Genomic DNA, 25278 nt, shown 5'->3' on the forward strand with positions numbered 1-25278 from the left:
GGTTGCGCGCACAACCTTTTTGCAGAATCCTATGACGAACGATCCCATCGACAGCTTCCGCCCCGGCGTCTATCGCCACTACAAGGGCCAACAATATCTGGCCCTGGGCCTGGCCCGCGCCGACGAGACCGACGAGACCGTGGTGGTCTATGTGCGGCTCTATCCGCGCGACGGCATGCCGATGAACACGCGCCTGCTGCGCATCTGGAACGAAACGGTGGAGACGGATGCGGGCGTCGTGCCGCGCTTCGCCTACGTGGGCCCGCAGAGCCCGGCGTGAGCCGCCGCGGCGGCGCCGCGCCACGCGTCCGCGCGCCCGCCGTACGCCGTACGCCGCGCGTCGGCGGCGCGGACCAAAAAAACGCCCGGCGAACCGGGCGTGTGATGCAGGTGAGGCGGCACTAATCAGTCGAGCTTGAGGTTCGCTTCGGTCACGACCTTCTTCCACTTGTCGATCTCGGCGCGGCGGAAGGTGTCGAGGTCGGCCGGGGTCGAGCCGATGGTCTCGGCGCCGATGCCGGCGAGCGTGTTGGCGACGGCCGGGTCCTTGAGCACTTCGGCCAGGGCCTGCGACACCTGGTCGATGATCTCGGGCGGCGTGCCGGCCGGCGCGAACACGGCGTTCCATTCATACGATTCGTAGCCCGGCACGCCCGCTTCGGCGAGCGTGGGCAGGTCGGGCGCGGTCGCCGAACGCTGGCTGCCGCCGACAGCCACGGCGCGCAGCTTGCCGTTCTTCACGTGCTGCCAGGCCGAGCCCATGCTGGCGAACATCACCGGCACCTGGCCGGCCATCACGTCGATCATGGCGGGGCCGCCGCCCTTGTAGGCCACGTGTTCGAGATGCGTCTGAGCCAGCAGGTTGAACAGCTCGCCGCCGAGATGCTGCGCCGAGCCGGGGCCGGCCGAGGCGAAGTAGATCGGCTTGTCCTTGTCCTGACCGGCCTTGATCAGGTCGGCCACGCTGTTGATCGGCGAATTCGGCGTGACCACCAGCACGTTCGGCACGCGCAGCAGCAGCGACACCGGCGCGAAATCGGCCAGCGTGTCGAACTGCATCTTGCTGTGGATCGCGGGATTCTGGGCGTGGTTCGAGGCGTCCAGCATCAGCGTGTAGCCGTCGGGCTTGGCCTTCGCGACGGCGGCGCCGCCGATCATCCCGCCCGCGCCACCGCGGTTCTCGATCACGACCGGCTTGCCGAGCTTCTCGGCCAGCTTGGGACCGATGAGGCGGGCCACCACGTCGACGGTACCGCCGGGAGGATAGGTGACGACCAGCGTCACGGGACGGTCGGGGTAGGCGGCCATCGCGCTGGCCGAAGCGAGCAGGGTCGCGCCGAGGGCAACGGCGGCGCGACGCGCGAACGCGTTCAGAATGGTCATGGGTGGTCTCCTGTTATGCCAAATAGTGCCGACGGCGTGTCGGCCAATATGATGTGGCGCGTGGCGTCGTCATCGATCCAGGCGCGCAGCCAGTCGCACGCCAGACGGTAGTCGGCGCGGTCTCGGTTCTCGGTATGTGGCCAATCGCTGCCCCAGAGCAGGCGCTCGGCCGGGAATGCGGTCAGCAGTTTATGCGTTGCCTGGCGGCCCAGGGGCGCGCAGTCGGCCGGCTGCCAGATCCGATAGGGAGCGGACAGCTTGACCCACACGCGTTGGGTATCGGCCTGGTCCAGCAGGTACGTGAAACCCGGGTCGGCGATGCCCAGTGCCGGATCGGGCCGGCCGAAGTGATCCACCACCACGCGGCAACCCGCGGCCAGCAGCGGCGTCACGGCCTCGGGGAGGCGCGATGCCGGCATGTACACCTCGACATGCCAGCCCAGGGCGTTGATCGCCTCCAGCAGCGTCTGCCACGGCGCGCTGTCGAGCGCCGGCGTCTCGCGGCCCATGAGGTTCAGCCGGATGCCGCGCACCCCGGCCAGATTCATGTCCGAGAGCTCGGCGGGCGTCGTGTCCGTGTCGATCACGGCCACGCCGCGCAACCGGCCGCGGGCCTGTGCAAGCGCGGCCAGCATGAAGCTGTTGTCCGTGCCCAGAAAGCTGGTCTGCACCAGCACGCCGTGGCTCAGGCCATGGGCGTCGAGCAGCGCCAGGTAATCGGCCAGCGTCGCGTCGTAATCGGGGGTGTAGCGGCGCACGCCGGCCAGCGGCAGCCCGCGGACAAAAATATGCGCGTGGGTGTCGATGGCGAGGGTGTGCGGGCGGGGCTGAGCCAAACCGATGTCTCCGGCGATGCCTGCCGCGGGGCCTCGAGGGGCGCGTCGCGCGGCGGCGGGGGTTCTTTTGATGGCCGGATTCTAGGCACCCAATGTATATTGATCTATCCAGATAAAACGCTTTTTATATATCGTTTTGATATGCAAACCCGCCACCTGCGCCATTTCCTGGCCGTGATCGACTACGGCAGCATCAGCGCCGCGGCCGATGGCCTGGGCATCGCCCAGCCTGCCTTGTCGCAATCCCTGGCCCGCATGGAGCGCGAACTCGGCGTGAAACTGTTCGAGCGCAGCCGACGGGGCGCCGAGCCCACGACCGCGGCGCTGGCGATCCTCGAAGATGTGCGCGTGAGCATGACCCGCATCGACGCGGCGCAGCGCCGCGCGCAGGAGATCGCGCGCGGCAGCGCCGGCCAGCTCACCATCGGGCTGGTGTCGTCGGCGCTGTTCGATATCCTGCCGCGCGCGTTGCGGGCCTTGCGACGCGAGGCGCCGGGCGTGCGCGTGGTGCTGCGCGAGATGAGCAACGAAGAGCTCGCCGAGGCGCTGGTCAGCGGGTCGATCGATCTGGCCTTGATGCACACGCCGGTCGCCATGGGCGGGCGCATGCGCGAACGCCAGTTGCAGCGCGATTACCTGGTGGCGGCGGTGCCCGATGATTTCCCGGTGGGGCCCGACGGCAGCGTGACGCTGGCGCAGATCGCGCGGGCGGGACTGGTGCTGTTTCCGCAGGTCCAACTGCCGGTGCTCAATGCCGGCATTCTCGACACCATGCGCAAGGCCGGCCTGGAGCCGGTGGTGGCGCAGGAAGCCAACCGCACGCTGACGGTGCTGTCGTGCGTGGCGGGCGGCTGCGGCGTGGCGCTACTGCCAAGCTGGATCCGCGCGCTGGATTTTCGTGGGGTGCGTTTCTGCGAAGTGAGCGACGGCGCCGCCCTGCCCTCGTTCGACCTGAGCGCCATCTGGCCGGCCCGCTCGGTACCGACCCTGGCCGACCTGTTCGCCGACCTGAAGCTCGATCCGGCGCACTGAACAAACGCCGGGATGGCGCAGCGTGGCCCCCGCCCGCCGAGGGGCGCGCCCCTGCGGCGTGGGGGCTCCCAGCCTTTCTAGTTTTCGAGAGGGCTCACCGCGATCAGCGCGGCGCCCTCGGCCACCTGATCGCCGATGCCGTAATGCACCGTCTCGACGCGGCCGGCGGCCGGCGCCGTGATGGTGTGCTCCATCTTCATGGCCTCCATCACGAGCAGCGCCTGGCCCTTCTCGACCGTGTCGCCCACGGCCACCGACACCGCAATGATCTTGCCCGGCATCGGCGCCGTCAGGCCGCCCGCGTGGCCGTCCGCGGCGTCGTCGGCGTGCGCCAGCGCATCGTAGCGTTCGAGCACGTACGTGGCGCCATCGCGGAACACATGCGCGCGATCCGCGTGCAGCACCACGTCGCCCGTGATCTCGCGCTCGTCGAGCGACACGCGCAGACCATGGCACAGCTCGGGATTGGCGCCGCGCACGGCCTGCCAGCGCAGGGTGTGGCTGCGCTCGCCGATGGACAGTGTCCAGGTGGTGCCGTGGCGCGTCAGCACGACGTCGCGCGCTTCGCCCTGATCGATCCAGCGCAGCGTCTGGCGATAGTGGTCGCCGAGCCGCCAGCCGTCGCGCGCGCCCCAGGGATCGGTGGCCTGATCGCGCGGCGCGCGATCGCCGGGCGCGGCCAGACCCTGGCGCACCAGCGCGGCCGCGCTCGCCAGGGCGAGCGTGGCATCGTCGACGGGTTGCGGTTCGGGCAGCAGCGTGGCGCGACGGCGCTCGATGAGACCGGTGTCGAGATCGGCCGCGGCGAAGGCCTCATCGCGCATGAGGCGCGTGAGAAACGCCACGTTGGTCTGCACGCCGACCGCCTGCGTCTGCGCCAGCGCCTGAATCATGCGGGCGCGCGCCTGATCGCGGTCGGCGCCATGCACGATGAGCTTGGCGATCATCGGATCGTAGTACGGCGTGATGGTGTCACCCATGCGCACGCCGCCGTCGACCCGGATGTCGCCGCGGGCGAACGCCGTGTGCGGGGGCAGGCCCAGGTAGCTCAGCGTGCCGATCGAGGGCAAAAAGCCCTTTTCGGGGTTCTCGGCATAGATGCGCGCCTCGATGGCGTGACCCTGGATGCGCAGGTCTTCCTGGCGCGCCGGCAGCGGTTCGCCCGCCGCCACGCGCAACTGCCATTCGACCAGGTCGTGGCCGGTGATCATTTCGGTCACCGGGTGCTCGACCTGCAGCCGCGTGTTCATTTCCATGAAGTAGAAGCGGCCATCGGGCTCGGCGATGAATTCCACCGTCCCCGCGCCCACGTAGCCCACGGCCCGTGCGGCGGCGCAGGCGGCCTCGCCCATCGCGCGGCGGCGCTCCTCGGTCATGCCGGGGGCGGGCGCTTCTTCGATCACCTTCTGGTGGCGGCGCTGTACCGAGCAGTCGCGCTCGAACAGGTACACGCAGTTGCCGTGGGTGTCGGCGAACACCTGGATCTCGATGTGGCGCGGCTTCTGCAGATAGCGTTCGATCAGCACGCGGTCATCGCCAAAGCTGGCGGCGGCCTCGCGCTGGCAGGAGGTCAGCGCGTCCAGAAAGGCCGCACCGGATTCCACCACGCGCATGCCCTTGCCACCGCCGCCGGCGCTGGCCTTGATCAGAACAGGATAGCCGATGGCGTCGGCCTGATCCTTGAGGAAGGCCGGGTCCTGGTTGTCGCCGTGGTAACCCGGCACCAGCGGCACGCCGGCGGTTTCCATCAGCGCCTTGGCCGCCGACTTGCTGCCCATGGCCGCAATCGCGCTGGCGGGCGGGCCCACGAACACGATGCCGGCGTCGGCGGCGGCGCGGGCAAAGGCCTCGTTCTCGGACAGGAATCCGTAGCCGGGGTGAATGGCCTGCGCGCCCGTGGCGCGCGCGGCGGCCAGGATCACGTCGGCACGCAGATAGCTCGCGCGCGGCTCCGGGCCGCCGATGTGCACGGCGGTATCGCAGGCGCTGACGTGGCGCGCATGCGCGTCGGCGTCGGAATACACGGCCACGGTGCGCAGACCGAGGCGGTGGGCGGTGGCGGCGACGCGGCAGGCGATTTCGCCGCGATTGGCAATCAGCAGGGTGGAGAACACATTGACTCCTTCTGCGCGGCGCTTCGGGCGCCGCGCGCGACAAGCTCGGGATGCGGGATACGGAATGCGGAATTACATGCGGAACACGCCGAATCGCGTGTCCTCGATGGGCGCGTTCAGCGCGGCCGACAGCGCCAGCGCGAGCACGCGGCGGGTCTGTGCGGGCGCGATGATGCCGTCGTCCCAGAGCCTGGCGGTCGCGTAGTACGGATGCCCTTCGCGCTCGTACTGCTCGCGGATCGGCGCCTTGAAGCCTTCTTCTTCCTCGCTGCTCCATTGCCCGCCGCGAGATTCGATGCCATCGCGGCGCACGGTGGCGAGCACGCTGGCGGCCTGTTCGCCGCCCATCACCGAAATGCGCGCGTTGGGCCACATGAAGAGCATGCGCGGCGAGTAGGCGCGCCCGCACATGCCGTAGTTGCCGGCGCCGAACGAGCCGCCGATCAGCACGGTGAACTTGGGCACATTGGCGGTGGCCACGGCGGTCACCATCTTGGCGCCGTGGCGCGCGATGCCTTCGTTTTCGTACTTGCGGCCCACCATGAAGCCGGTGATGTTCTGCAGGAACACCAGCGGGATCTTGCGTTGCGCGCAGAGCTCGATGAAGTGTGCGCCCTTCTGGGCCGACTCGGAAAACAGGATGCCGTTGTTGGCGACGATGCCGACCGGCATGCCGTGGATGTGCGCGAAACCCGTGACCAGCGTGGTGCCGTAGCGGGCCTTGAACTCGTCGAACTCGGAGCCGTCGACGATGCGGGCGATGACCTCGCGCACGTCGTAGGGCTTGCGGGTATCGGCCGGGATCACGCCGTTGAGCTCCGCGGGGTCGTAGCGCGGTTCGCGCACCGGCGCCAGCGCCAGCTGCGCGGGCTTGACGCGGTTGAGCCGCGCCACGGCGTTGCGTGCCAGCTGCAGCGCATGCAGGTCGTTGGCGGCCAGATGGTCGGCCACGCCGGACAGGCGCGTGTGCACGTCGCCGCCGCCCAGGTCTTCGGCACTCACTTCTTCGCCGGTGGCCGCCTTCACGAGCGGCGGACCGCCCAGGAAGATCGTGCCCTGGTCCTTCACGATGATGGACTCGTCGCTCATGGCGGGCACGTAGGCGCCGCCCGCCGTGCACGAGCCCATCACCACGGCGATCTGCGCGATGCCGCGTGAGGACATCACCGCCTGGTTATAGAAGATGCGGCCGAAGTGATCGCGATCGGGAAAAACTTCGTCCTGGCGCGGCAGGTTGGCGCCGCCCGAATCGACGAGATAGACGCACGGCAGGTTGTTCTGGGCGGCGATCTCCTGCGCGCGCAGATGCTTTTTCACCGTTACCGGGTAGTAGGTGCCGCCCTTGACCGTCGCGTCGTTGCAGACGATCACGCATTCGGTGCCCGACACGCGGCCGATGCCGGTGATGATGCCGGCGCCCGGGGCCTCGCCGTCGTACATGCCGTGCGCGGCCAGCGGGGAAAGCTCCAGAAACGGGCTGCCGGGGTCGATCAGCTGCTCGACGCGATCGCGCGGCAGCAATTTGCCGCGGGCCACGTGCTTGGCGCGCGCGGCCTCGTTGCCGCCCTGCGCGGTCTGCGCGAGCTGGCGGTCGAGGTCGTCGAGCGCGCTCTGCATGGCGCGCGCGTTGTCGGCGTAGTCGGCCGATCTCGGGTCGATGCGGGATTCGATGATGGGCATGGAGCCTGCCGTTTCTGCGTAGTGGAACTGCGGTGCCGCGCCGGCAATGGCCTGCCGGCGGGCTTGTCTCGTTGCCGCGCTGGCGGGCCTGCCGCCGCGCGGATTCTTGGAACACCGCCGGCGCGGGCGAGGCGCCCGCGCCGGCCCGGCGCTTACACCATCTCGATGGCCAGCGCGACCGCTTCGCCGCCGCCGATGCACAGCGTGGCGACGCCGCGCTTGGCCTGCTTCTGGCGCAGCGCGCCGACCAGCGTGGCGACCAGGCGGGCACCCGACGCGCCGATGGGATGGCCCAGCGCCGTCGCGCCGCCGTGCACGTTGACCTTGTCGGCCGGCAGATCGAATTCCTTCATGGCGGCCATCGTGACTACCGCGAAGGCTTCGTTGATCTCGTACAGATCCACGTCGGACGCCGACCAGCCGGTCTGCTCGAACAGCTTCTTGAGCGCGCCGACCGGTGCGGTGGTGAACCATTGCGGATCGTGCGAGAACTGCGTCTTGCCGACGATGCGGGCCAGCGGCTTGACGCCGAGCTTCTCGGCCGTCGAGGCGCGCATCAGCACCATCGCGGCGGCGCCGTCGGAGATCGACGAGGAATTGGCGGCGGTGACGGTGCCGTCTTTCTTGAAGGCGGGCTTGAGCGTGGGGATCTTCTCCGGCATGGCTTTTTGGGGCGCCTCGTCGGTATCGATCACGGTGTCGCCCTTGCGGCCGGCCACCGTGACGGGGGCGATCTCCCACTTGAAGCTGCCGTCTTCGGTGGCGGCACGCGCACGGCGCAGCGACTCGAGCGAGAAGGCGTCCTGCTGCTCGCGCGTGAAGCTGTACTTGCCGGCGCAGTCTTCGGCGAACACGCCCATGGCCTTGCCGCGATCGTAGGCATCTTCGAGGCCGTCGAGGGCCATGTGGTCGTACACGGTGTTGTGACCGTAGCGGTAGCCCTGGCGGCCCTTGAGCAGCAGGTAAGGCGCGTTGCTCATGCTTTCCTGGCCACCGGCCACGACGATATCGACCGAACCCGCGGTGAGCAGGTCGGCGCCGAACATGGCGGCCTTCAGGCCGGAGCCGCACACCTTGTGGATGGTGGTGCACGACACGCCGCGCGGCAGGCCCGCGCCCAGCGCGGCCTGACGTGCCGGCGCCTGGCCCTGGCCGGCCTGCAGGACGTTGCCCATGATGACTTCATCGACCTGCTCGGGCTTGATGCCGGCGCGCTCGACCGCGGCCTTGATGGCGATGGCGCCGAGTTCGTGCGCGGCCAGGCCGGACAGGCTGCCCAGCATGCCGCCCATCGGGGTACGGGCAACGGAAACAATGACAATGGGATCGGACATGACGTGCTCCATGAAAACGTGGACAGATGATGCGGATCAGGCGGCGTGCGCCGCGACGGACCGCAGACGCCTGTCGGTATCGTAAGGGAAAAAATCGTCGATCCGGCCACGCGCGACACGCGCCTGGCAGGCCTGCCACCAGTCGGGCTGCAACAGCTCGGCATGGTGACGCATGAAGGCGCGCCGCACCCGCGGATCGCCCAGCAAGAAGGACTCGAACTCCTCCGGGAAGACATCGTTGGCGCCGACCGGGTACCAGGCTTCGCCCGACATCTCGGCTTCTTCGTCCGGCGCGGGCGGAATGGCACGAAACTGCATCTCGGTCAGGCGCTGGATTTCATCGTAATCATAGAAAACGACGCGGCCCAGCCGGGTCATGCCGAAGTTCTTGTACAGCATGTCGCCCGGAAAAATATTGGCGCTGGCCAGCTGCCGGATCGCGTCGCCGTAATCGCGCACGGCGCGGTCCACGTGCGTATCGCTGGCATGGCGCAGGTACAGATTGAGCGGCGTCATGCGGCGCTCGATGTAGACGTGCCTGATGATCAGCGTGTCGTCGGTTTCTTCGAGCAGGCTGGGTGCCGCGGCCCGCAGCTCGGCCAGCAGGCGCGGCGCGAAACGCGCGCGCGGCAGCGCCACCTGAGAGTACTCCCAGGTGTCCGCGAGCCGTCCGACGCGGTCGTGCAGCTTCACCATCTGGTATTTGCGCCGCACGGTGGCGGGCGTCATGCCGTCTTTTTCGCTGCGGTCGCGGATCAGCTTGAAGACATAGGGATACGACGGCAAGGTGAACACGCACATCACCATGCCGCGGATGCCCGGCGCGACATCGAAGACATCGTGCGAGTGCGCCAGATGCTGCAGGAAGTCGCGATAGAACAGCGTTTTGCCCTGTTTCTGCAGGCCGATCATGGTGTAGAGCTCGGCGGGTGGCTTGCGCGGCACCAGGCTCGCCAGAAACGCCACCACCGCCGACGGGGTCTCGGTGTCGACCAGAAAATAGGCGCGCGTGAAAGAAAACAGCGCCGAAAGATCGTCCGGCCCGGCGAGCAGCGCGTCGATCTCGGCCTGACCGGCCGCGTTGCGCACCAGCGCCAGCGCGAACGGATACACCATGCCCTGATTCACCAGCCGGCCCACCACGTAGGCGGCCGTGTTGCGAAAGAACAGCGTGGACAGCACCTGGATTTGGCAGTCGGCCGAGAGCCGGTTCGGCCCGAGCCGGGGCAGTTGCGCGCGCAACTTGCCTATCGCCGCCCGCGCGAGCTGGCGCACGTCGCGCGGCAGATCGGCGAAAGGCAAGGCCAGCCCGAAGTCGGCCACCAGGCGTGTCAGGCTGGGCCGCAGGCCGTCGGCGAGCGGGTAGTACACGCGCCAGGCCGGCAGCCGGCTGTCGAGATAGTCGGTCGCGACGGCCGGCCGCACGAACAGGAAGGTGTTGTGAAAGTAATCGCGATGCAGCACGCGGCACGACACCGAGTTGTAGAAGGTCTCGGCGCATTCGGGCTGACGGTGGCCCGCCAGCAGCGACACGTATTCCTGCTTCACCGCCTGCCACAACGCGGTGTGCGCGGGTTCTCCGGTGACCGCGGCGCTCGCGGCAAGCGCCTGCTCGAGCTGGCGGGCGCATTCGCGCACCCGCGTGTCGTAGTACTCGATCCGCTCGCGCGAGAGCTGCGCGATGCCGTGCCAGTCACCCGACTCGAACAAGGCCTTGGCCCGCTGCGCGCTGTAGCGGAACAGTGCGTAATGACGATCGAAGCCGTCGAGGATCAGGCGCGCCAGCGCGGCAGGGGCCGGCGGCGCTGGCGCGGCCGGCTCGATGCGCAGGAGGTCGCCCGATGCGCTCATGGCAGACTCAGGCGGTCTCGGCGTAGAGTTCGCGGCCGATCAGCATGCGGCGGATCTCGCTCGTGCCCGCGCCGATTTCATAGAGCTTGGCGTCGCGCCACATGCGGCCCACTGGGTATTCGTTGATGTAGCCATTGCCGCCGAGCAGCTGAATCCCCTCGCCCGCCATCCAGGTGGCCTTCTCGGCGGTGTAGAGGATCAGCGCGGCGCAATCCTTGCGCACCTGGCGCACGTGTTCGCGGCCGAGGCGATCGAGATTCTTGCCCACGGTGTAGGCAAACGCGCGGCTGGCCTGCAGCGCCGTGTACATGTCGGCGACCTTGCCCTGCACCAGCTGAAACTCGCCGATGGCCTGGCCGAACTGCTTGCGGTCGTGGACATAGGGCATGACGACGTCCATCACCCCCTGCATGATGCCCAGCGGACCGCCCGACAGCACGGCGCGCTCGTAGTCGAGGCCACTCATCAGCACCTTGACGCCGCCATTGAGCTGGCCCAGCACGTTCTCTTCGGGCACTTCGCAATCCTGGAACACCAGCTCGCCGGTGTGGCTGCCGCGCATGCCGAGCTTGTCGAGCTTTTGCGCCACCGAGAAACCTGCGAAGCCCTTCTCGACCAGGAAGGCCGTGATGCCGCGCTGATTGGCCTCGGGGTCGGTCTTGGCGTAAACCACCAGGGTGTCGGCGTCCGGACCGTTCGTGATCCACATCTTGCTGCCGTTGAGGACGTAGCGGTCGCCCTTTTTGTCGGCGCGCAGGCGCATGCTCACGACGTCGGAGCCCGCGCCCGGCTCGCTCATCGCGAGCGCGCCCACGTGCTCGCCGGAGATCAGCTTGGGCAGGTAGCGCGCCTTCTGGGCGTCGGTGCCGTTGCGGAAGATCTGGTTCACGCACAGGTTGGAGTGCGCGCCGTACGAGAGCGCGACCGAGGCGCTGGCGCGCGAGATTTCTTCCATGACCACCATGTGGGCGAGGTAGCCGAGACTGGTGCCGCCGTACTCTTCGCTCACGGTCATGCCCAGCACGCCGAGCTCGCCGAACTTGCGCCAGAGATCCATCGGGAACTGATCGTCGCGATCGATCTGGGCCGCCCGCGGGGCGATCTCGGCATCGGCGAAGGTGCGCACCGCGTCGCGCAGCATATCCAGGTCTTCACCCAGATCGAAATTCAAACCGGGAATATTCATCGGCGTCTCCGTGATAGTGAACACCCACATTCTTGTGGTGGAGCGGGTCTGCGGCAGACGCGCGACCTCGCTCTCATCATGCGCTGGCGGTGGGCTATGGGGCAATGATGCAATGCAAATATTACGTTTACGTAAACGTAAAGTTCAGTCGGGTTTTCCCGTAGCTTGGGATCGTGAGCACGGGGCGGGAATCAGCCGCGGCGGGCGAGCAGTGCCTGGCACTGCGCTTCCTGCTGGGCGATTTCCTGGAGGGTTTCGTCGATGTCGCGGCGCTGCTGCTCGAGCGTGGCGCGATGGCTGTCGAGCACGCTCAGGTACTGGCGCAGCTGGGGCTCGGTGGTGCCCGGGCCGTCGTACATGTCGATGAGGCTGCAGATCTCGGAGAGCTGCAGGCCGAGCCGCTTGCCGCGCAAGGCGAGCTTGAGCCGCGTGCGGTCACGCGCGCCATACACCCGGTTGCGACCGTCGCGCTGCGGGCTCACGATGCCCTGATCCTCGTAGAAGCGGATCGTGCGGGGCGTGATGTCGAACTCGCGGGCGAGCTCCGAGATGGTCCAGGTTGACGAGGACATGCGGCGTGTGGCAGTTTACGTAAACGTAAATTATGACGGTTCGGCCGACCCGTCAAGCCAGAACACGAGACAGCGCCATGAATCCCAACGAGAGCAAACTGGAGTACCCCTGGGGCGACACGCAGCCCGAGCCGGGCCGCGCGATGGAGGTCGCGCCGGGCGTCAAATGGCTGCGCATGCCGCTGCCCTTCGCCCTGGATCACATCAACCTGTGGCTGATCCGCGATGAGCGCGACGGCCAGGCCGGCTGGACCATCGTCGACTGCGGCATCTCGCGCGACGAGGTCAAGGCGCGCTGGGAAGAGGTGTTCGCCAACGAACTCGAAGGTCTGCCCGTGCTGCGCGTGCTGGTCACCCACATGCACCCCGACCACATCGGCCTGGCCGCCTGGCTGTGCGAGCGCTGGAACGCCGAGCTGTGGATGAGCATGACCGACTACATGGTGGCGTCGCTGTGGTCGTCGCGCCAGGGCGAGAGCGGTGGCGGCCCCGGCGGCCAGTCCGCGGTCGAGCATTTCGCGCGGCATGGGTTGCTGGACCCCGAAGCGCAGGAGCAGATCCGCCAGCGCGCCGGCTATTACCCGGGTCTGGTGCCGTCCGTGCCGCGCCGCTATACCCGCCTGCTGGACGGCGATGTGGTGCGCATCGGCACCCACGGCTGGCGCGCCATCGTGGGCTATGGCCACGCGCCCGAGCATCTGTCGTTCTATTGCGCCGACCTGGGCGTGCTGATCTCCGGCGACATGGTGCTGCCGCGCATTTCCACCAATGTGAGCGTGTTCGACTACGAGCCCGACGCCAATCCCCTGCCCCTGTACCTGCGCTCGCTGGATCACTACGACGGTCTGCCCGATGCGGCGCTGGTGCTGCCTTCGCACGGCCGCCCGTTTCGCGGCCTGCACGAGCGCATCGCGCAGCAACATGCCCACCATGCCGATCGGCTGGCCGAAGTGCTGGAGGCCTGCGCCACGCCGCAGTCCACGAGCGACATCGTGCCGGTGCTGTTCAAGCGCAAGCTCGACCTGCACCAACTCACCTTCGCCATGGGCGAGGCACTGGCGCACCTGCATGCCTTGTATTTCGAGGGCAAGCTCACGCGCCGGACGGATGCCGACGGCATCGTGCGCTTCACGCGGGCGTGATCGGGGCGGTGCCGCCGGCCTGCGCGGCCCGGCCTACGCGGCCCGGCCTCTAGCGGCTGGCGGTGGCGAGCCGCACCGCCAATCCGATGAACACGATGCCGGCCACGCGGTTCAGCAGGCGCTGCGCCCGCGGTGAGCGTTGCAGCAACTGACCGAACGCGCCGGAAAAGAACGCGATCGCACCGAACACCAGCAGGGTCGCCAGCATGAACACGGCGCCCAGCACCACGATCTGCGCCGCCATCGGTCCCGCGTCGGGACGCGTGAACTGCGGCAGGAAGGCAAAGAAGAACAGCAGCACCTTGGGATTGGTGAGGTTCATGATGATGCCGCGCCGGTACAGCGCTGCGCCATTCAAACGCGGCGCGCGGCCGGTCTCGGTTTCGCCCACGGGCGCGCGCAGCACCTGCCAGGCCAGATAGAGCAGGTAGGCCGCCCCGGCCAGCTTGAGTGCGGTGAAGGCCATCGGCGAGGCCGCGAACACCGCGGCCAGCCCAACCGCCACGGCGGCGGTGTGTCCGAGCAGGCCGGTGCACAAGCCGAGCACCACCCACAAACCCGCCCGCCGGCCCCACAGGGCCGACTGCATGAGGACGAACAGGTTGTCCGGACCCGGCGTCAGCGCCAGCAGGACGGCGATGCCGAAAAACGCGATCAGGAGTTCAAAGGCGGGCATGGTGGGACTCGTCGGACGGCAGGGAGACCGGCTGCGCCATGTGGGCCGGCTGCAGGCATGATACGTTCAAATGATCCCGCCGACCCGCGCGCCGCTGGCGCGCTTTCCAGGAGTCCGTATGAACGATCGCGCGGCCAACCGGCCCGATGCCCTGCTCGAATCCCTGCTCACCCAGCGTCACAGCTGCCGCGCCTTCCGGCCCGAGCCGGTGCCGCGCGAGGTGATCGAGCGGCTGCTCACGCTGGCGCAGCGCACGGCCTCGTGGTGCAACTGCCAGCCCTGGCGCGTCACCATCGCCAGCGGCGCGGCGCGAGACCGGCTGCGCGATGCGCTGCTCGCGCGCGCCACGGCGGGCGGGGAGTTCAATCCGGATTTTCCGTTTCCCGCGCAATACCGCGATGAATATCTGGCGCGCCGCCGCGAATCGGGCTTTCAGCTCTACGGCGCCGTCGGTGTGCCGCGCGGTGACCGCGAGGCCTATCGCCGCCAGGAGCTGCGCAACTTCGCGCTCTTCGATGCCCCGCACGTCGCGGTGATCACCTCGGATGCCGAGCTCGGCGTGTATGGTGCGATCGACTGCGGCGCCTATGTGGCCGACTTTCTGCTCGCCGCGCAGGCCCTGGGCGTGGCCACGGTGCCGCAGGCCTCGCTCGCCATGTATCCCGAATTGTTGCGCGAACAACTCGACCTGCCGGCGACGCACAAGGTGGTGTGCGCCATCTCGTTCGGCTTCGAGGACGAGACGCATCCGGCCAATCAGTACCGCACCCATCGCGCCGAGCTGGGCGAACTCGTCAGCTGGCGCGAGGCCTGAGCCTTCAGCGGCGGTTGAAGTCGCCCGGCAACGGCATGCCCTTGCGCGCGTAGGCGTCGCGGATCAGATCGAATTCCTGCGGGGCGAGACCGCGGCCCAGCAGCGAATTGACGAGCCTGCGCAGGTCGGAGCGCGCGGCGTGCCGGCGCGAGAGGTGGCGGCGGCTGAGTTCCAGATCGAGCAGGGCGACGTGCACCGTATCGGCCTGCGGCCGCACGAACACCTCTTTGGGATAAAGATGGCCGTGCTTGCGCCCCGCCGTGTGCAGCGGCGCGAGCGCCTCCAGCACGTGCGTCAGGATGCGCGCGCGCTCGGACTCGTCCCAGCGCGCACAGGAAAAGCCCTCTTCGAGGCTGATGTAACCCTCGAGCGCGCGCGTGACCAGCACGGCGTGCCAGCCATCGGCCTCGCGACGCATGTCGAAGGCCACGGCGGGGGCGGTGGGCACGCCCAGCCGGGCAAAAGTCTGAAGGTTGTTCCATTCGCGCAGCAGCGTGGGCGCGCCCAGCGGATAGCGCAGCGAGCGGAACGTGAAGTTGCGCTGCCGTTTGACGTAATAGCGCGTGCCGTCTTCGAGCGTGACGCGCTGGACCCCGCTCATGCCGCCGCGGCGCTCGTTCGGGGGCTCGGCCCATTCGCCCTGCACCGTCCACCAGAAATCGATAGGGGGAGTCTCGGGCGAATGCGTCATGGGGGCCTCCTGCGGTGTTGCTGCTTCTTGGAAATCGGCAATGGGGTACGCTTGGGGGCGACCCGCATGGGGCGACCCGCATGGGGCTGCCGCATCAGCAAGGCGCCTGCCCGGGGGCAGCAACGCGTAACGGAATCCCATCAATGGCCGGATTAATACGGCATATTATGTAATTTTTCTGCAATAAATAGGGCGCCAGGCCGGGATTTTGAGCGAAATTCGGCTCAAATCGGCTCAGAAGTCGCGCTTTTGCGATCAGGTGTCTGTCTCACACCACATAACCGCCATGTCCAACGATACGTCCCACCACATCGATACCCTGCTCCAGCACATGGGCACCGCGCCCTTCGACCCCGCCACGGGCGCGGCGCCGGTCAATCTGCCTTCGATGCGCGCGAGCACGGTGCGCTTCCAGGATCTCAGCGCGCTCGAAAGCACGCAGCGGCGCAAGGCGGAGGGCACCCGTGCCGCGACCTACGGCCGCATGGGCATGGACACGCATGCGGCGCTCGAGCAGGTCTTCTGCGAACTCGAGGGCGGCACCCACTGCTATCTGGCGCCGTCCGGGCTGGCCGGGATCACGATGGCGATGATGGCGCTGCTGTCGGCCGGCGAGCATGCCCTGGTGGCCGATTGCGTGTACGGACCGGTGCACGAGCTCGACGCCGCCGTGCTCGAACGCATGGGCATCCAGACCACCTACTTCCATGCCGGCCAGAATCTGGAGGCGCTGCTGCGCCCCAATACCCGCCTGCTGTACGTCGAGGCGCCGGGCTCGCTGTTGTTCGAGATGCTCGATATGCCGCGTCTGGCGGCGTTCGCGCGCAAGCACAACCTCATCCTGGCCACCGACAACACCTGGGGCTCGGGCTACATTTATCGCCCGCTCACGCTGGGCGCGCAGGTGTCCATCATCGCCGGCACCAAGTATGTGGGCGGCCACTCCGACCTGATGCTGGGCGCCGTCGTCACCAACGACGAAGCGATCGCGAAGCGGCTCAATCGCACGCAATACGCCATGGGCTATTCCGTGAGCGCCGACGACGCCTGGCTGGCGCTGCGCGGCGTGCGCACGATGCCGATCCGCATGACCGAGCATGCGCGTCACGCGCTCGCGGTGTGCGAGTTCCTGGCGGCCCGCCCCGAGGTGGCGCGCATCTATCACCCGGCCTGGCACGCCGACCCCGGGCACGCCCTGTGGCAGCGCGACTGCACCGGCTCCAACGGCATGCTGGCCGTCCAGCTGCGCTTCAATCCGGCCCAGGCGCGCCGTTTCGTCGAAGCGCTCACGCTCTTCGGCATCGGCTTCTCGTGGGGCGGTTTCGAAAGCCTCGTGCAGCTCGTCACCCCCGGCGAACTCGCACGCCATGCCTACTGGACGGGCGGCAACGACGCCCTGGTGCGCCTGCACATCGGCCTCGAATCCCCGGCCGACGTCATCGCGGATCTGGAGCAGGCCCTGGCCCGCGCGGCAGGCTGATCCGGACCAAAAAAAAAGGGCGGATGCACTGCTGCATCCGCCCTTTTTTTCGCTCGATGCGCGGTCCGCGGTGACGCGGACGGCCGCAGATAGAGCTTTATTGCTGGCGTGCCATGGGGATCAGGCGATCGATCTCTTTCAGCGCACCTTCGTAGCTGTTGCCCGCCAGCACGGGCGAGGTCATGAACTTGCCGCCCACCGAGAACGACGGCGTGCCTTCGATGCGGTAGGCCTGCGCGAGCTGGTTGGCGCGCTCGACCTGGGTCTGCACGCTGAACGAGTCGAAGACGGCGTCGAAGCGGGCGCGATCCACGCCTTGCGAGGCGGCCCATTCACCCATGGCTTTCTTGTCGAACAGGCGCTTGCGCTCGCCGTGGATGGCGGTGAAGACCTTGTCGTTCAGATCCAGGCGGTCGAGCGCGGCCAGCGTGTAATACAGCTGCTGCAGCGGCTTCATGCCGGCGTTGAAGGCGATCGGCACCTGCTTGAGCACGACGTCGGAGGGGGCGGTCTTGGCCCAGTCTTCGACCATGGGCTGCATGGCGGCGCAGTGCGGGCAGGAGTAGGCGAAGAACTCCAGGACCTCGATCTTGCCCGGGGTGTCGGACGGCAGCGGCGGATTGATGGCCACGTATTGCTGCGTGCCCTGCGCCTGGCTCATGGGGGCAAACAGGCTCGCCGCAGCCAGAGCGGTAGCGGCCAGCAGGCGGGAGAACGTATTGGACTGCATCGATCGATTTCCTGAGAAAGAAAGGGGGCGGTACCCGGACAGGGGCCGAACCCGAACGCGGGGCTAGACCCGAACAGACCCGCGGACGGGCCGGAAGTTCCATCGCCCGCCGCGGCTACTGGCGCACGACGGCGGACTCGATTTTATTCTCGCCCAGCCGGCTGCGGGCGCGGTTCATCTCGTCGAGCTTGGCGAAGGGGCCCACCCGCACGCGGTTGAGCGCGACGCCATTGACCTCGGCGCGTTGGACGTTCACGGGCAGACCCATCATCAGAATGCGGGCCTTGAGCGCGTCGGCGTCTTCGGCCTTGCGGTAGGCACCGGCCTGCAGGAAGTACGTGCCGGACGATTGCGCGGCGGGTGCGGCGCTGGCCACGGCCGCCGGCTTGGGCGCGGGTTTGGCTGCCGGCTTGTCGGCCTGCGCCTCGCCACCGGAAAGGCCCGAGCCCGTGCCGGGCGCGGCCGGCGCGGCTTGCTCGCGCTGCTGCTGGCTGGGCAAGGTGGCGATCAGCGCGCCCAGGTCGTCGATCGGACCGGCGCGCGGCGTGTCGGGCTTGCCTGGCAGCGGCGTGGGCGCGGTGGCCGTGGGACCGGTCGGCGCGGTGCCGGCGGGGCCGTCACGGCCATACAGGCCCTGATTGGGATCGGGCGCCGTACGCGGATCCGGAGGCTTGCTGTCGGAGGCGCCGCGCGAGGCGCGGTCGACGAAGGGCATGGGCGCCTTGGTGACGTAGAACGCCACCGCGGCCGCCACGACCAGGCCGATCAACAGACCGGCCAGGACGCCATAGAGGGTGCTGCCGCCTTGGTTCGAGCGCTTGCTGCTGGGCTTGCGTTTGGTCGCCATGAATCCCTTACATCCGTTGCGGTGCGCTCAGGCCCAGCAATGCCAGGCCATTGGCCAGCACTTGGCGAGTCGAAGCGGCCAGGCGCAAACGGGCGAGCTTGAGCGACTCGTCGTCGACCAGCACGCGTTCGGCGTTGTACCAGCCATGGAAATCCGCGGCGCAGTCACGCAGCCAGAAGGCGATGTGGTGCGGCGCGAGCTCTTGCGCCGCCAGCCGGATCACCTGCGGGAACTCGGCCAGACGCTGCATCAGGGCGAACTCCGACGGGGCGGTCAGCAGGCTGATGTCGGCGGCCGCGATCGCGTCGTCGGCCATGCCGGCGTTGGCGATCATGGAGCAGATGCGCGCGTGGGCGTACTGGATGTAGTACACCGGGTTCTCGTCGCTCTTGGACAGCGCCAGATCGATATCGAACACGAATTCGGTATCGGCGCGGCGCTGGATCAGGAAGTAGCGCACGGCGTCGCGCCCGACCCAGTCGATCAGGTCGCGCATGGTCACGTAGCTGCCGGCGCGCTTGGAGATCTTGACCTCTTCGCCGCCGCGCATCACCTTGACCATCTTGTGCAGCACGTAGGCCGGGAATTCTTTCGGAATGCCCTCTTCGAGGCCCTGCAGCCCGGCGCGCACGCGCGCCACGGTGCCGTGGTGGTCGCTGCCCTGGATGTTCACGGCCTGGTGGAAGCCGCGCTCCCACTTGGCCTTGTGATACGCCACGTCGGGCACGAAATAGGTATAGCCGCCCTCGCTCTTGCGCATCACGCGGTCTTTGTCGTCACCGGTGCCGAGCTCGGTCGTGCGCAGCCACAGCGCGCCGTCCTGTTCGTAGGTATGGCCCTTGGAGACCAGCGTCTGCACGGTCTGCTCGACGCGTCCCGACGTGTACAGCGAGCTCTCGAGGAAGTAGTTGTCGAACTTCAGGCCGAAGGCCTGCAGGTCGAGATCCTGTTCGCGGCGCAGATACGCCACCGCGAAGTGGCGGATATCGTCGAGGCTGTCGACATTGCCGGTGGCCTGCACGGGCTCGCCGTCGGACGCCTGGACCGACTTACCGGCCTTGAAGTCGTTGGCGATATCGAGGATGTAATCGCCCTTGTAGCCGTCGGCCGGCCATTCGGGGCTGTCGGTGCCCAGTCCGCGGGCACGCGCCTGGACGCTGATGGCCAGGTTGTCGATCTGATTGCCCGCGTCGTTGTAGTAGAACTCGCGCGTGACGTCCCAGCCGGTGGCGTCGTACAGACGGCAGATGGCATCGCCGAGCGCGGCCTGGCGCGCATGGCCGACGTGCAGCGGGCCGGTCGGGTTGGCCGACACGAACTCGACCAGCACTTTTTCGGTGGTGCGCGGGGCGCGGCCGAACTCGGCGCCTTGCGTGTCGACGGCCTGGATCACGGCCTGGCGCGCGGCCGGCGTGATGCGCAGGTTGATGAAGCCGGGGCCGGCGATCTCGGCGCTCTCGACCAGCGCGCGGGCGGCCGGGTCGGCGGCCAGCGCATCGACGATCGCCTGCGCGAGTTCGCGCGGATTGCGTTTGGCGGGCTTGGCCAGCTGCATGGCCACGTTGGTGGCGACATCGCCATGGGCGGCCACTTTGGGGCGCTCGAGCTGGATCGTGGGCGTCGCGTCGGGCAGGCTCTGCGCAACGGCGGCCTGGATCAGGGAAATCAGTTGTTTCTGTTGCTCGAGGAGCATGTGCTGTCGGTCGTAAAAGGCGGCGGGCGGGACGGCGGCTCAGGGCCGGGGGCCGGGGCGCCAGGCAGGCCGCGGGGCCGTGTCTGGCGGGCGCCGGATCGGGTCCGGCGCGCACGGGCGCCGGGGGCATGGCCGAGGGTCCCGGAGATGGCTAGATCATAGCGTGAAATGGCTGGTTTCCCCTGCAACATGCTCGCAAACCGGCTTGGTTGGCAGGCTCGGCGCCTTGGGGTAGTGTATGTAATCACCCCCGACTGGAGACTATAAGATGCTGATCACCTTCCACTCCAAAGCCGCTCCTGAAGTGTTGATGCGTACCGAGGATGCCCTGCCCCTGCTGCAGGCCGCCGGCAAAGAATTCACCGATGCCATCCCCGAGCGCGGCGTGTTCACGCCCGAGCAGCTGCGCGTCGCGGTGGCGGGCCTCGAGGCCGCCGCGCGTATCGACGGCAAGGCGGGCCGCCCCGACGACGACAACGATCCCGACAAGGATCCCGTGCACCCGATCGAGCGCCCGGTGGGCTTCTCGCAGCGCGCGTTTCCGTTGCTCGACATGATGAAGCAGTCGCTCCAGGCCGATACCGACCTCACCTGGGAAGTCAGCCGCGGCTGGTAACACCGGCCAATGTCGCAGGCCTGACAGTCGGCGGCGCCGGTTTGCGGCATACTGCCGCGCCGGCCTCGCGCCGACGTCTTCCGTCTTGACCGCCCGTTCCAGGAGAGCCCCATGCGCAGCGACGTCACCGTGATCTTCGATCCCCGTCACAAGCTCGACTTCAGCGTCGACGTCACGACCTCGCCGCAGGCCGCCGACGCGGCGCGCGACTGGTTCGACAGTGCCTGGGAAATGCTCGGCTGCGAGCCGCTGCGTCCGAGCGGCAAGGTGCTGCTGCTCGACAAGATCATGGGTGTGGCCGATGCGCTCGGCTACGACACCCTCTCGAGCGACACCAAAGAGAGCCGCGAGTTTGCCGAGCAGGCCGCGCTCGCGCTGGGCCGGCCGCGCATCACGGTCGATCTGCCCGGCCTGACCGTCGGCTATTGATCGCGCGATCGAATCGAAGTCGTGCCCAGACCGGCGCCGCGGCGCCGGTCTTTTCGTGTCCGGCGCGCGTCAGCGTATGCCGGCGCGCATGAACGACTGCACGAACTGACGCTGGAACAGCAGAAAGGCCACCAGCAGCGGCGCCGCCGACAGCAGCGTGGCCGCCGTGATCACCGACCAGTCGATGCCCTGGTCGGTCGACGAGAACACCTGCAGGCCGACCGTGAGCGGGCGCGACTCGACCGAGTTGGTGATGATGAGGGGCCACAGGAAGTTGTTCCAGTGGTGGCTCACCGACACCAGGCCATACGCGACGTAGATCGGCTTTGCCAGCGGCACGTATACCTTCATCAGGATCTGGAACGGGCTGGCGCCCTCCACCCGCGCCGCCTCTTCGAGCTCGCGCGGCACGGTCTTGAATGTCTGGCGCAGCAGGAAGATGCCGAACGCCGACGCAAAGTACGGCAGGCCCACCGCGAAGACGGTATCGCGGATCCCCAGCATGCTCATCGTGCGGTAGTTCTCGACGAGCAGCACGTCGGGCATGATCATCAGTTGCAGCAGCACCAGCATGAACACGAAATCGCGACCGCGGAACTCGAAGCGGGCGAAGGCGTAGCCGGCCAGCGTGGAAAGCACCAGCTGCGCGGCCAGCACCATCGTCACGAGCATGAAGGTGTTCAGGAAATAGCGCGGAAACGGCGCGGCATTCCAGGCACGCGCGAAGTTATCGAGCGTGAGCGGCGAAAACAGATCGAAGCGCGTGGCATAGGCCGGCGGATGGAATGCCGCCCATACCGCGTAGGCCAGGGGCAGGATCCACAACAGGCCCAGAATCCAGGCGCCCAGGGTGTCGAGCAGTTCGGATTTGGTGTTCATTGGTAGTGCGTCCTGCGGTCGAGCCAGCGGAACTTTATCAGCGCCGTCACCGCGAGCAGGACCAGCAACACCACGGTCAGCGTGGCGGCATAGGCCGTGTCCCAGAAGCTGAAGCCCACCTGGTAGATGTAATAGAGCAGCAGCGTGCTGGCATTGTCGGGGCCGCCGCGGGTCATCACGACCACGTGGTCCACCAGGCGGAAGGCATTGATCAGCGCGTTGACCAGTACGAACAGCGTGGTCGGCATCAGGAGCGGCCACAGCACACGCCGGAAATACTGCCAGCGTGAGGCGCCCTCCAGCATGGCCGCCTCGCGCAGCGACGGCGAGATCGTCTGCAGCGCGGCCAGGTAGAAGATCATGAAGAAGCCCGCTTCTTTCCAGACCGTGACGACCATCAGCGCGGGCAGCGCCGTGTCGCGGCTGCCGAGCCAGTTGGGGCCCTGCATGCCGAAGGTCTGCATCACCTGCGCGATCAAACCGTATTGCGGCGTGTAGAAAAACAGCCAGATATTGGCCACGGCCACCATCGGCAGCACAGTGGGCGTGAAGTACGCCATGCGCAGAAATCCGCGACCCGCCAGCTTGCGGTTCACCCACAAGGCCATCGCCAGCGCGATGCCGATCGAGGTCGGGATGGTGCCCAGCGCGAACCAGAGGTTGTTCCAGAGCGATTGCCAGAACACCGGGTCATCGCGCATGACGGCGTAGTTCTCCAGCCCCACGAACACCGCCGGGCGCTTGCCTTTGGGTGTCGTGAAGAAGCTGTGCCAGAAGGTGGCGATGGCCGGGTAGTGCGTAAAGGCGGCGAGCAGCACGACGGCTGGCAGCAGAAGCAGCCAGCCATAGACCGCCTGGCGTGTGCGATTCATCGTGCCGCCCTCCGTGCTTACTTGTACGGACGCAGGATGCGTTCCGCTTCGCGCTGCGCATCGCTGAGCGCCTGCTTCGGCTGCTTGGCGTCGGTCAGGATCGCCTGCAGCGCGTCGTTCAGCACCTTGGTCACGCGCTGGTTCTCGTGCGTCGAGAACTCAGCCACGCTCACGTCGAGCTGGTCGCGCGCCACGGCAGCCGCCGGCACTTCCTGCGCGTACTTCTTCATCTTCTCGGTTTCCCAGGCCGCCGGCGTGACGGCCACGTAGCCGGTCGCGATGCTCCAGTCGGCCGCGCGCTCCGGCGTGGTGACCCATTGCGCGAACTTCAGGGCCGCCTGTTGCTGCTCGGGCGTGCCGCTCTTGAAGATGTAGAAGTTGCCGCCACCCGTCGGGCTGCCGCCACGCTTCTGCTTGGGCATCATGGCCACGCCGAACGGGAAGTCGGCGTTCTTGCGGATGTTGGTCAGGTTGCCGGTGGTGGTCCAGACCATGGCGGCCTTCTTCTCGAGGAAGTCCTTGGGCGTGGTGCCCCAGTCGATCGTGCCCTTGGGCATGACGCCATGCTTGGCCGACAGGTCGTGCCAGTATTGCGCAGCCTCGATCACTTCGGGCTTGTCGAGGTAGGTCTGGTTGCCGGCCTCGTTCATGAGGATGGCGCCGTTCGGCGTGGTGAGCGCCTGGAACAGCCAGTAGGCGAATGCGCCGCCCGACGGGATCTCGAGACCCCATTGGGTCACGTTGCCCGAGGCGTCTTTCTTGGTGAGCTTCTTGGCGGTCTCGACCAGCTCGGCCCAGGTGGCCGGTGCACGCTCGGGATCCAGACCGGCCTGCTTGAACAGGTCTTTGTTGTAGTACATCACGATGGTCGAGCGCTGGAACGGCACGCCCCACACGTGGCCGCCGGTGCGGCTGTTCTGCATGAAGGCGTCGTAGAAGCCGCCGAGCCACTTCTTGTCGGCCTCGGTCTTGGCCAGGCCGTCGATCGGCACGATGGCATCTTCATCGATCAGCGTGAACATGTCGGTCGACAGCAGCACGGCCAGCTGCGGCGGCGTGCCGCCCTTGAGCGCGGTGAGCGCCTTGGCGATCGAGTCCTGATACGAACCCGCGTAGATCGGCTTGATCTTGATGCCGGGATTTTCTTTCTGGAAATCGGCGACCATGTCGTCAACGATCTTGGTGATGGGGCCGCCCACGGCGACGGGGTAATAGAACTCGACCTCCACGGGCTTCTGCGCGAGCACGGGCATCGAGAGGAACGCGCCGGCCAGGCCGGCAACCAGAGTTTTCAGAACGGTGCGTCGCATGAGAGCAGTCCTAGAGAGGGGCAAAGTCGTGTGAAAGACAGCCGGCTCAGGCCGGCTGACGGATTGCCGCCTGATCGGCGGCGAAGAAATGCTGCGCGTCGCTGGCCCACGACAGGCCGACGCGCATGCCGGGGTCGGCGCGCAGGTGTCCATTGACGCGCACCGCGATCCCGCCGACGGCGCCGATGCGGCACACGGCGATCGAGTCGGCGCCGAAATACTCCACGCTCTCGATCTCGGCAGGAATGCCGTCGGCATTCAGCGTGATGTGTTCAGGACGAATGCCCATACTCGCGGCACCGGCGGGCGCCTGTTCGATCGCGGGCCCGTGCGTGCCGGCGACGACCTGCTGGCCGTGCAGCGCGTCGAGCTTGATGATGTTCATGGGCGGCGTGCCGATGAAGCGCGCGGCGAACTCCGTCGCGGGACGCGCATAGAGTCCATCGGGGCTGTCGAGCTGTTCGATGCGGCCGCCACGCAGCAGCACCACTTGATCGGCCATGCTCATGGCCTCGGTCTGGTCGTGCGTGACATAGACCATCGTGATGCCCAGCTCGCGTTGCAGCGCGCGGATCTCGCGGCGCATCTCGTGGCGCAGCTGCGCATCCAGATTAGACAGCGGCTCGTCCATCAGACAGACCGGCGCATCGGAAATCACCGCGCGGCCGAGCGCGACGCGTTGCTGCTGGCCGCCCGACAACTGCGAGGGTTTGCGATCCAGCAGGGCCGACAGGCCCAGCAGGCCCGCGACGCGATTCAGGCGGCGCTCGTAATCGCGCGCCGGCTCTTTACGCACCTTGAGGCCGAACAGAATGTTTTCGCGCACGGAGAGATGCGGGAACAGCGCGTACGACTGGAACACCATCGAGATACGCCGCTTCGACGGCTCGAGATGCGTGACGTCGCGGTCGCCGATCAGGATGCGTCCGCCGGTGGGCGTGTCCAGGCCGGCGATCATGCGCAGCGTGGTCGACTTGCCGCATCCCGACGGGCCCAGCAGGACCGTGAAGCTTCCCGCTGGCGCGGAGAAGCTCACCCCTTGTATGGCGGCGGCATCGCCATACTGTTTGCTCAGGTTTTCTAGGACGACATGGGACATGGCGGCTTTTCT

General features: G+C 67.6%; 24 protein-coding genes. 7 read left to right on the plus strand and 17 right to left on the minus strand.

All coding sequences use genetic code 11. The features are described from left to right. Window positions 1–31: 31 nt before the first annotated feature. On the plus strand, window positions 32–280 hold the full coding sequence (locus CEK29_RS23230) for a DUF1653 domain-containing protein (protein WP_094798143.1): 249 nt from the start codon (window positions 32–34) through the stop codon (window positions 278–280). Between the two features lie 125 nt (window positions 281–405). Here CEK29_RS23230 and CEK29_RS23235 read toward each other — a convergent pair whose 3' ends face one another. Both CEK29_RS23235 and CEK29_RS23240 read right to left on the minus strand, forming a co-directional pair. Then, on the minus strand, window positions 406–1383 hold the full coding sequence (locus CEK29_RS23235; protein ID WP_094798144.1) for a tripartite tricarboxylate transporter substrate binding protein: 978 nt from the start codon (window positions 1381–1383) through the stop codon (window positions 406–408). Further along, entirely contained in the window at window positions 1380–2225 is an 846-nt protein-coding gene (locus CEK29_RS23240; RefSeq protein WP_094859445.1) for an amidohydrolase family protein, read from the minus strand. Before CEK29_RS23240 ends, CEK29_RS23235 begins: the two co-directional genes overlap by 4 nt. 135 nt (window positions 2226–2360) lie before the next feature. Between CEK29_RS23240 and CEK29_RS23245 the strand changes: the two genes are divergently transcribed. Continuing rightward, complete coding sequence (locus CEK29_RS23245; RefSeq protein WP_094798146.1) at window positions 2361–3251, plus strand: LysR family transcriptional regulator; 891 nt, start codon at window positions 2361–2363, stop codon at window positions 3249–3251. A 77-nt stretch (window positions 3252–3328) separates the two neighbouring features. On the opposite strand, the gene CEK29_RS23250 is transcribed toward CEK29_RS23245, so the two are convergent. The 6 genes from CEK29_RS23250 to CEK29_RS23275 all read right to left on the minus strand — a co-directional run bounded on the left by CEK29_RS23250 (window position 3329) and on the right by CEK29_RS23275 (window position 11988). Further along, window positions 3329–5365: an acetyl/propionyl/methylcrotonyl-CoA carboxylase subunit alpha gene (locus CEK29_RS23250; protein WP_094859446.1), complete on the minus strand. Its 2037-nt coding sequence runs from the start codon at window positions 5363–5365 to the stop codon at window positions 3329–3331. Window positions 5366–5437: 72 nt separating this feature from the next. Next, window positions 5438–7045, minus strand: coding sequence for a carboxyl transferase domain-containing protein (locus CEK29_RS23255; protein ID WP_094859447.1), 1608 nt, complete (start codon window positions 7043–7045; stop codon window positions 5438–5440). A 152-nt stretch (window positions 7046–7197) separates the two neighbouring features. Beyond that, entirely contained in the window at window positions 7198–8379 is a 1182-nt protein-coding gene (locus tag CEK29_RS23260) for an acetyl-CoA C-acetyltransferase (RefSeq protein WP_094859448.1), read from the minus strand. Between the two features lie 36 nt (window positions 8380–8415). Further along, entirely contained in the window at window positions 8416–10230 is a 1815-nt protein-coding gene (gene aceK, locus CEK29_RS23265; RefSeq protein WP_094798150.1) for a bifunctional isocitrate dehydrogenase kinase/phosphatase, read from the minus strand. Window positions 10231–10237: 7 nt separating this feature from the next. Beyond that, window positions 10238–11416 carry an isovaleryl-CoA dehydrogenase gene (locus CEK29_RS23270; RefSeq protein ID WP_094859449.1) on the minus strand — a complete coding sequence of 393 codons (1179 nt, stop codon included), beginning with the start codon at window positions 11414–11416 and terminating at the stop codon, window positions 10238–10240. 191 nt (window positions 11417–11607) lie between these two features. Next, window positions 11608–11988 (minus strand): MerR family transcriptional regulator, encoded by a 381-nt coding sequence (locus tag CEK29_RS23275; RefSeq protein ID WP_094798152.1) that lies wholly within the window; start codon window positions 11986–11988, stop codon window positions 11608–11610. Between the two features lie 77 nt (window positions 11989–12065). Between CEK29_RS23275 and CEK29_RS23280 the strand changes: the two genes are divergently transcribed. Further along, window positions 12066–13130, plus strand: a complete 1065-nt coding sequence (locus tag CEK29_RS23280) for an MBL fold metallo-hydrolase (RefSeq protein ID WP_094798153.1) — start codon at window positions 12066–12068, stop codon at window positions 13128–13130. A gap of 49 nt (window positions 13131–13179) precedes the next feature. On the opposite strand, the gene CEK29_RS23285 is transcribed toward CEK29_RS23280, so the two are convergent. Beyond that, entirely contained in the window at window positions 13180–13806 is a 627-nt protein-coding gene (locus tag CEK29_RS23285; protein ID WP_094798154.1) for a LysE family translocator, read from the minus strand. Window positions 13807–13924: 118 nt separating this feature from the next. Between CEK29_RS23285 and CEK29_RS23290 the strand changes: the two genes are divergently transcribed. After that, window positions 13925–14620 carry a nitroreductase gene (locus tag CEK29_RS23290; RefSeq protein WP_094798155.1) on the plus strand — a complete coding sequence of 232 codons (696 nt, stop codon included), beginning with the start codon at window positions 13925–13927 and terminating at the stop codon, window positions 14618–14620. 4 nt (window positions 14621–14624) lie between these two features. On the opposite strand, the gene CEK29_RS23295 is transcribed toward CEK29_RS23290, so the two are convergent. After that, window positions 14625–15311 (minus strand): lipopolysaccharide kinase InaA family protein, encoded by a 687-nt coding sequence (locus CEK29_RS23295; RefSeq protein ID WP_094798156.1) that lies wholly within the window; start codon window positions 15309–15311, stop codon window positions 14625–14627. 286 nt (window positions 15312–15597) lie between these two features. On the opposite strand from CEK29_RS23295, the gene metC reads away from it, so the two are divergent. Further along, window positions 15598–16791 (plus strand): cystathionine beta-lyase, encoded by a 1194-nt coding sequence (metC, locus tag CEK29_RS23300; RefSeq protein WP_094859451.1) that lies wholly within the window; start codon window positions 15598–15600, stop codon window positions 16789–16791. Between the two features lie 97 nt (window positions 16792–16888). Here the strand turns inward: metC and CEK29_RS23305 are convergent, their stop codons facing one another. The 3 genes from CEK29_RS23305 to argS form a co-directional block, all read right to left on the minus strand. Next, window positions 16889–17521, minus strand: coding sequence for a thiol:disulfide interchange protein DsbA/DsbL (locus tag CEK29_RS23305; RefSeq protein WP_094798158.1), 633 nt, complete (start codon window positions 17519–17521; stop codon window positions 16889–16891). 115 nt (window positions 17522–17636) lie between these two features. Next, window positions 17637–18368, minus strand: a complete 732-nt coding sequence (locus tag CEK29_RS23310) for an SPOR domain-containing protein (RefSeq protein WP_094798159.1) — start codon at window positions 18366–18368, stop codon at window positions 17637–17639. 7 nt (window positions 18369–18375) lie between these two features. After that, on the minus strand, window positions 18376–20061 hold the full coding sequence (gene argS / locus CEK29_RS23315) for an arginine--tRNA ligase (RefSeq protein ID WP_094798160.1): 1686 nt from the start codon (window positions 20059–20061) through the stop codon (window positions 18376–18378). 268 nt (window positions 20062–20329) lie between these two features. Here argS and CEK29_RS23320 point away from each other — a divergent pair, with 268 nt between their 5' ends. Both CEK29_RS23320 and CEK29_RS23325 read left to right on the plus strand, forming a co-directional pair. Further along, on the plus strand, window positions 20330–20677 hold the full coding sequence (locus CEK29_RS23320) for a DUF1840 domain-containing protein (protein ID WP_094798161.1): 348 nt from the start codon (window positions 20330–20332) through the stop codon (window positions 20675–20677). A 111-nt stretch (window positions 20678–20788) separates the two neighbouring features. Then, on the plus strand, window positions 20789–21106 hold the full coding sequence (locus CEK29_RS23325) for a hypothetical protein (RefSeq protein ID WP_094798162.1): 318 nt from the start codon (window positions 20789–20791) through the stop codon (window positions 21104–21106). A gap of 69 nt (window positions 21107–21175) precedes the next feature. Here CEK29_RS23325 and CEK29_RS23330 read toward each other — a convergent pair whose 3' ends face one another. From CEK29_RS23330 to CEK29_RS23345, 4 genes are read right to left on the minus strand one after another with little or no spacing between them, the layout of a single operon-like run. Then, window positions 21176–21985, minus strand: a complete 810-nt coding sequence (locus tag CEK29_RS23330) for a carbohydrate ABC transporter permease (RefSeq protein WP_094798163.1) — start codon at window positions 21983–21985, stop codon at window positions 21176–21178. Next, complete coding sequence (locus CEK29_RS23335; RefSeq protein WP_094798164.1) at window positions 21982–22857, minus strand: carbohydrate ABC transporter permease; 876 nt, start codon at window positions 22855–22857, stop codon at window positions 21982–21984. Before CEK29_RS23335 ends, CEK29_RS23330 begins: the two co-directional genes overlap by 4 nt. 17 nt (window positions 22858–22874) lie before the next feature. After that, window positions 22875–24167 (minus strand): ABC transporter substrate-binding protein, encoded by a 1293-nt coding sequence (locus tag CEK29_RS23340; RefSeq protein WP_094798165.1) that lies wholly within the window; start codon window positions 24165–24167, stop codon window positions 22875–22877. Window positions 24168–24213: 46 nt separating this feature from the next. After that, entirely contained in the window at window positions 24214–25266 is a 1053-nt protein-coding gene (locus CEK29_RS23345) for an ABC transporter ATP-binding protein (RefSeq protein ID WP_094798166.1), read from the minus strand. Window positions 25267–25278: the final 12 nt, after the last annotated feature.

The sequence above is a fragment of the Bordetella genomosp. 5 genome, from assembly GCF_002261475.1.
Classification (GTDB): Bacteria; Pseudomonadota; Gammaproteobacteria; order Burkholderiales; family Burkholderiaceae_B; genus Bordetella.

Coding starts and splice junctions, on each gene's coding strand:
- CEK29_RS23325 (WP_094798162.1), top strand. CDS start 20,789: ATGCGCAGCGACGTCACCGTGATCTTCGATCCCCGTCACAAGCTCGAC.
- CEK29_RS23295 (WP_094798156.1), bottom strand. CDS start 15,311: ATGACGCATTCGCCCGAGACTCCCCCTATCGATTTCTGGTGGACGGTG.
- CEK29_RS23255 (WP_094859447.1), bottom strand. CDS start 7,045: ATGCCCATCATCGAATCCCGCATCGACCCGAGATCGGCCGACTACGCC.
- CEK29_RS23340 (WP_094798165.1), bottom strand. CDS start 24,167: ATGCGACGCACCGTTCTGAAAACTCTGGTTGCCGGCCTGGCCGGCGCG.
- CEK29_RS23230 (WP_094798143.1), top strand. CDS start 32: ATGACGAACGATCCCATCGACAGCTTCCGCCCCGGCGTCTATCGCCAC.
- CEK29_RS23345 (WP_094798166.1), bottom strand. CDS start 25,266: ATGTCCCATGTCGTCCTAGAAAACCTGAGCAAACAGTATGGCGATGCC.
- CEK29_RS23310 (WP_094798159.1), bottom strand. CDS start 18,368: ATGGCGACCAAACGCAAGCCCAGCAGCAAGCGCTCGAACCAAGGCGGC.
- argS (WP_094798160.1), bottom strand. CDS start 20,061: ATGCTCCTCGAGCAACAGAAACAACTGATTTCCCTGATCCAGGCCGCC.
- CEK29_RS23335 (WP_094798164.1), bottom strand. CDS start 22,857: ATGAATCGCACACGCCAGGCGGTCTATGGCTGGCTGCTTCTGCTGCCA.
- CEK29_RS23270 (WP_094859449.1), bottom strand. CDS start 11,416: ATGAATATTCCCGGTTTGAATTTCGATCTGGGTGAAGACCTGGATATG.
- CEK29_RS23330 (WP_094798163.1), bottom strand. CDS start 21,985: ATGAACACCAAATCCGAACTGCTCGACACCCTGGGCGCCTGGATTCTG.
- aceK (WP_094798150.1), bottom strand. CDS start 10,230: ATGAGCGCATCGGGCGACCTCCTGCGCATCGAGCCGGCCGCGCCAGCG.
- CEK29_RS23320 (WP_094798161.1), top strand. CDS start 20,330: ATGCTGATCACCTTCCACTCCAAAGCCGCTCCTGAAGTGTTGATGCGT.
- CEK29_RS23260 (WP_094859448.1), bottom strand. CDS start 8,379: ATGTCCGATCCCATTGTCATTGTTTCCGTTGCCCGTACCCCGATGGGC.
- CEK29_RS23305 (WP_094798158.1), bottom strand. CDS start 17,521: ATGCAGTCCAATACGTTCTCCCGCCTGCTGGCCGCTACCGCTCTGGCT.
- CEK29_RS23290 (WP_094798155.1), top strand. CDS start 13,925: ATGAACGATCGCGCGGCCAACCGGCCCGATGCCCTGCTCGAATCCCTG.
- CEK29_RS23275 (WP_094798152.1), bottom strand. CDS start 11,988: ATGTCCTCGTCAACCTGGACCATCTCGGAGCTCGCCCGCGAGTTCGAC.
- CEK29_RS23280 (WP_094798153.1), top strand. CDS start 12,066: ATGAATCCCAACGAGAGCAAACTGGAGTACCCCTGGGGCGACACGCAG.
- CEK29_RS23285 (WP_094798154.1), bottom strand. CDS start 13,806: ATGCCCGCCTTTGAACTCCTGATCGCGTTTTTCGGCATCGCCGTCCTG.
- CEK29_RS23235 (WP_094798144.1), bottom strand. CDS start 1,383: ATGACCATTCTGAACGCGTTCGCGCGTCGCGCCGCCGTTGCCCTCGGC.
- CEK29_RS23245 (WP_094798146.1), top strand. CDS start 2,361: ATGCAAACCCGCCACCTGCGCCATTTCCTGGCCGTGATCGACTACGGC.
- metC (WP_094859451.1), top strand. CDS start 15,598: ATGTCCAACGATACGTCCCACCACATCGATACCCTGCTCCAGCACATG.